The following is a 4826-nucleotide window of genomic DNA, read 5'->3' as shown; positions in this document are numbered from 1 at the left end:
CCACGTCGCGGCGCCGGCCACTCCCAGTCGAGGACGCGTCCGCGTCCCGGCGCGCGGCCCGTCGACCCGCACGGCGAGGACGTCGAGCAGCTCCTCGGGACCGACGACCCCGAGCAGCGCACCGCCCGGACCGGCGGCCGGCGGTGGGCCCTCGAGGAGCTCGAGCGCACCGGTCAGGTAGCAGTTGCGCCACGTCGCGTTCTCGACCCGGGCCGCCAGCCTCCGGTAGACCTCGGCCAGCAGCTCGCGCGCGGCGCGGTCCTGCGGGTCGGCGAACACGACCTGGTCGAGCAGCGTGGCGGCGAAGCGCAGCTCGCCCTCGAGCACGAGCTCCCGCGCCGCGGCGAGCGCCCGGCCCGTCCCACCCACGACGCGCATCCAGTGCCGCGCCTCCTGCTCGGGCGGCAGCGGCCACAGGTGGGCCGGGTTGGCGTCGTACCAGCCGAGGTAGCGCTGGTAGATGCCCTTGACGTTGTGGCTGAGCGAGCCGTAGTAGCCGTGCCCGGCCGGTGACGCGGCCAGCTCCGGCGGGAAGGTGAGGGTCTCGGCGATCTCGCGCGGGGTCAGGCCCCGGTTCATGAGCCGCACGGTCTGGTCGTGCAGGTAGGCGTAGACGTCGCGCTGGTCCTCCAGGAAGCCCCGCACCCGCTCGGGACCCCACGTCGGCCAGTGGTGCGTCGCCAGCAGCACGTCCGCCCGGTCGGCGTACAGCGCGATCGTCTCGTCCAGGTAGCGCGCCCAGGCCCGGGCGTCGCGCACCTGGGCACCGCGCAGCGTGATGATGTTGTGCATCGAGTGCATGGCGTTCTCGGCCACGCACAGCGCGCGGAGCCCCGGGAGCAGGACGTTCATCTCCGCCGGCGCCTCGGTCCCGGGCGTCAGCTGCATCTCCATGACGACGCCGTCGATCTCGACGACCTCGCCGGTGCGGCGCACCTCGTGCGTCGGGCGCGGCATGCCGGTCGTCCCGCGAGCCAGGCGCGGCCCCAGCCCGTTGGACACGTGGCCGGTGGGGGACGCCTCCAGCGCGGCGCCGTACATGTACGCCGACCGGCGCGACATCGCCGGGCCGGTGAGCAGGTTCTCGCTGACCGCGTGCTCGAGGAAGCCCTCCGGCACCACGACGGGCACGTCGCCGGCTCCCTCGAGGACGCCGTCGATGCCGCCGAAGTGGTCGGCGTGCGGGTGGGTGATGACGACGCCGCGGACGGGACGCTCGCCGCGCACCGAGCGGTAGAGGGCCAGCGCGGCGGCCGCCGTCTCGGCGCAGGTGAGCACGTCCAGGACGACCACACCGGTGGCGCCCTCGACGACCGTGAGGTTGGCCAGGTCCGTCCCGCGCACCTGGTAGACGCCCTCGCAGACCTCGAACAGGCCGGCGCGGGTGCTGCGGCGGCTGTGCTCCCACAGGCCCGGGTGCACCGTGTCCGGGGCGTCGCCGGCCAGGAAGTCGTCGACGCCGCGCGTCGGCCACCACGGCGTCCGGACCCGTCCCGCACCTGGGCCTCGAGCGGCGGGGCCAGGAACCCGCGGTCGGCGTCGTGGGCCTGCTCGTCCATCGGGTCTCCCCCCTCGGCCGGCACCGGACGCCGGCGGTCGTCCCGCACGACGATACTGGACACTTCGTCCAACACGTCGACGCCGGGCGCGGCTCTGCTAGAACTGCGGGCATGGAACGCGAGGACAAGCGCCGCACCCGGACGCGCACCCTGCTGCGGGACGCGCTCGTGTCCCTGTCGCTGAGCCGGGGCTACTCGGCGCTCACCGTCGAGGACATCGTCGCCGAGGCCGGGGTCGGGCGCGCCACCTTCTACACCCACTTCCCCGACAAGGAGAAGCTCTACGACCACGTCGTCCGCAGCGTCATCGACGACCTCGAGCAGCGCCTGGCGCCGGTCACGGACGTCACCGACAAGGGCTTCACGGGCAAGCCGGTCGACACGCTGTTCCGTCACGCGGCCGAGAACGCCGACCTCTACCGGATGATCCTGCGCGGCGAGGGCGACGGCCGGGGCCTGCGCCTGCTGGCCGACGCCTGGGGCGACCGGGCGCTCGAGGTCTTCCGCGCCCGGGCCGAGTCGCTCGGCGTCACGCCCCGCGTCGACCTGCGGGTCGTGGCCCGAGCCTGGGCCGGCGAGCAGACGTCCGTGCTGCTGTGGTGGCTGGAGTCGCCGCGCCGCGTCCCGCACTGGACGACGTCATCGAGACGCTCGTCGAGCTGTCCCGCCGCGGCCGGTACTGGGCCAGCGGCTTCGACCAGGAGTGATCCGCGCGGACCGCTTGTGTGCGCCGCATCACATCACGTACAGTCCCCTCGTTGACACTTTCTAGACAGGGTGTCCAAGAAAAGGGACAGCCGCATGATGCGGTACCGCCGCGAGCTCACGGAGTACCCGACCGGGTCGAGGCGACGGGTCCTCGTGGCCGTCGTCGTCACCGCGTGCTTCATCTCCGCGTACGAGGGCCAGCTGGCGCCGGTGCTGCCGCTGCTGCTCGACGACATCGGCATGTCCCTCAAGACGTACGGCGCGATCGCGGCGGCCTCGCTGCTGTGCGGCGCGCTGGCCGGCTTCCTGGGCGCCGCCTGGTCGACCGGGTCGCCGCGTCCGGGTCATCGTGCCGTGGATGTTCCTGTCTGCCGCGTCCTGCCTGTTCATGGCCTGGTCGCACACGCCGGGCCAGTTCACCGCCGCCCGCATCCTGCTCGCCTTCGTCGAGGGCGTGGCCATGGCCGGCACCCAGCCGCTCATCCGCGACTTCACGCCGCGCGTCGGCCGGGCGCAGGCCTTCGCGTTCTGGTCGTGGGGCTCGCTCGGCGCCGACTTCGTCGCCGCCGGCATCGCCGCCGCGACGCTCGACCTCTTCGGCACCTGGCACTCGCAGCTGTACATCATGGCCGGCTTCGCCTTCGCCCGCTCGGTGCTCGTCATGGTCTTCCTGCAGGACCTGGCGCCCGAGGTGCGCCACCACACCCGGCACTCCGACGAGCACGTCGTGGAGCGCGACGCCGACGCCGCCCGCCCCGGGGCCTGGGCGCTGCTGCAGCACCGCGTCGTGGCCGCGCACGTGGCGGCGATGTCGCTCATGTTCGTCCTGCTCGCCACGATGAACACGTACGCCCAGAAGATGCTCGTCGACCAGCTCGAGCTGGGCGTGCGCGAGGCGTCGGTCGTGACCATGTCGTTCTGGGCGGCCGCGCTGCTCGGCAGCCTGGTGTGGGCGCGCAAGTCCGACACGACCCAGGCGCGCAAGCCCTACCTGCTCTCCGGCGGCGTGGCCGCCTGCGCCTGCCTGGCCGTGCTCATCGCGGTGACGTCGGCCGGCGCGGACCTGCCCACCGCGGTCGTGGTCGTCCTCTTCGTCGCCCTCGGCGGCTCCGTGGCCGCCACGTTCGGCACCTGGCAGGCGAGCTTCTCCGAGCACGTCGAGGAGATCCACCCCGACGCGCAGGGCACGGCGTTCGGCCTGCAGCACCTGGTCAGCCGGCTGTGCATCCTGGCCGCCGTGCTGTTCGCGCCGCGGGTGGTCGAGGCCACGGACGGCTGGCGCGCGTGGATGGTCGTCTGCCTGGTCGCGGTGCTCGCGTTCACGCTCATCACGGCCACGATCTCCACCCGGCACCGGGCCACCGTGCCGGCGGGCGTCGGGGCGGCGCGGAATAGTCCGCCGCCGGTCCGGCTTGGCCCTGGGTATGACCACCATCGGACTCATCGGCAGCGGAAACATCGGCAGCGCCATCGCGCGACTCGCGGTGGCGGCGGGGCACGACGTCGTCCTGAGCAACCGGCGCGGGCCCGACAGCCTCGCCGGCCTCGTGGACGAGCTGGGCTCCCGCGCCCGGGCCGCGACGCCGCAGGAGGCGGCCGAGGCCGGCGACGTCGTCGTCGTGACCATCCCGCTCGCCGCCTACGCGTCGGTCCCGGTCGAGCCGCTGCGCGGCAAGACCGTCATCGACACCAACAACTACTACCCCCAGCGCGACGGCCAGATCGCCGAGCTCGACTCCGGCGAGGCGACGTCCTCGGAGCTGCTGCAGCGCCACCTGCCCGACTCGCAGGTGGTGAAGGCGTTCAACAACATCGCCTTCGCGCACATCCCCGAGCTCGCCCGCCCCTCCGGCGACGCGGAGCGCTCGGCGCTCGCGATCGCGGGCGACGACGAGCGCGCCAAGGGCGAGGTCGTGCAGCTGCTCGACGAGCTGGGCTTCGACGCCCTCGACGCCGGGCCGCTGGCCGAGGGCTGGCGCTACGAGCCGGGCACCCCGGCCTACGGCGTCCCGTACTTCGCGGATCCGGCGACGGCGGCGGCCGGTGGCACGCGCCGGCCAAGCCGGTCACGGCGGACGAGCTCAGCGCGGCCCTGGCGCAGGCGACGCGCTGACCTACTGCTGGCCGGGGCGCAGGGTCACGAACAGGCTCTGCGCCTCGGCCACGAGCCGGTCGCCGGCGTGCAGCGTGCCGGTGACCGTGTGCTTGCGGCCCTCGACCCGCTCGACGCGGGCGGCGAAGACGTGCTCGACGCCGACGAGGGTCACCGAGCGGTAGTCGACCCGCAGGTACGCGGTGCGCGCCGGCCGGCCCGCGACCGCGTTGGCGAGCGTCCCGCAGACCTCGTCGAAGAACGTGCTGACCGCTCCGCCGTGCGCGGCGCCGTTCTCGCCTCGGTGGAAGTCGCCGAACGTCACCGTGCCCGTGACCGCCTCGTCGTCGACCCGTTCGACCGCGTAGGGCGGCACGAGCGTCTGGCCCCGCCCGGACGTCGTGAGCCGGCCGAACGGCTGCTCCGCGTCGGGCACGGCGAGGGCGTCCAGCGCGGCGGCCGCCTCG

At 73.9% G+C, this 4826-nt stretch carries 3 protein-coding genes and 2 pseudogenes; 3 read left to right on the top strand and 2 right to left on the bottom strand.

Features of this window, described 5'->3' with window-relative positions; genetic code table 11:
* The coding region (locus AC2W7G_RS09215) for an alkyl/aryl-sulfatase (protein WP_485868170.1) at positions 1-1422 on the bottom strand (1422 nt) is incomplete at its 3' end.
* A 248-nt stretch (positions 1423-1670) separates the two neighbouring features.
* Here AC2W7G_RS09215 and AC2W7G_RS09210 point away from each other — a divergent pair.
* From AC2W7G_RS09210 to AC2W7G_RS09200, 3 genes and pseudogenes are all read left to right on the top strand, one after another.
* The gene (locus AC2W7G_RS09210; RefSeq protein ID WP_485868169.1) at positions 1671-2321 is read left to right on the top strand and encodes a TetR/AcrR family transcriptional regulator; all 651 of its coding nucleotides are present in this window, start codon (positions 1671-1673) and stop codon (positions 2319-2321) included.
* Between the two features lie 304 nt (positions 2322-2625).
* Positions 2626-3438, top strand: a pseudogene (locus tag AC2W7G_RS09205) (MFS transporter); the annotation flags it as partial.
* Positions 3439-3691: 253 nt separating this feature from the next.
* Positions 3692-3916 (top strand): annotated as a pseudogene (locus AC2W7G_RS09200) (NADPH-dependent F420 reductase); the annotation flags it as partial.
* A 465-nt stretch (positions 3917-4381) separates the two neighbouring features.
* On the opposite strand, the gene AC2W7G_RS09195 reads toward AC2W7G_RS09200, so the two are convergent.
* Positions 4382-4826 (bottom strand): PaaI family thioesterase (locus AC2W7G_RS09195; RefSeq protein WP_485868168.1); only part of this gene is annotated, 445 nt, incomplete at its 5' end.

It is taken from the genome of Aeromicrobium sp. PFPM2_SD2 (genome assembly GCF_057364525.1).
This window is presented reverse-complemented; position numbering and strand designations above follow the sequence as displayed.

What these genes read in the sequence shown, in the direction of transcription:
- AC2W7G_RS09210 (WP_485868169.1), top strand. Translation starts at nt 1,671, where the DNA reads ATGGAACGCGAGGACAAGCGCCGCACCCGGACGCGCACCCTGCTGCGG.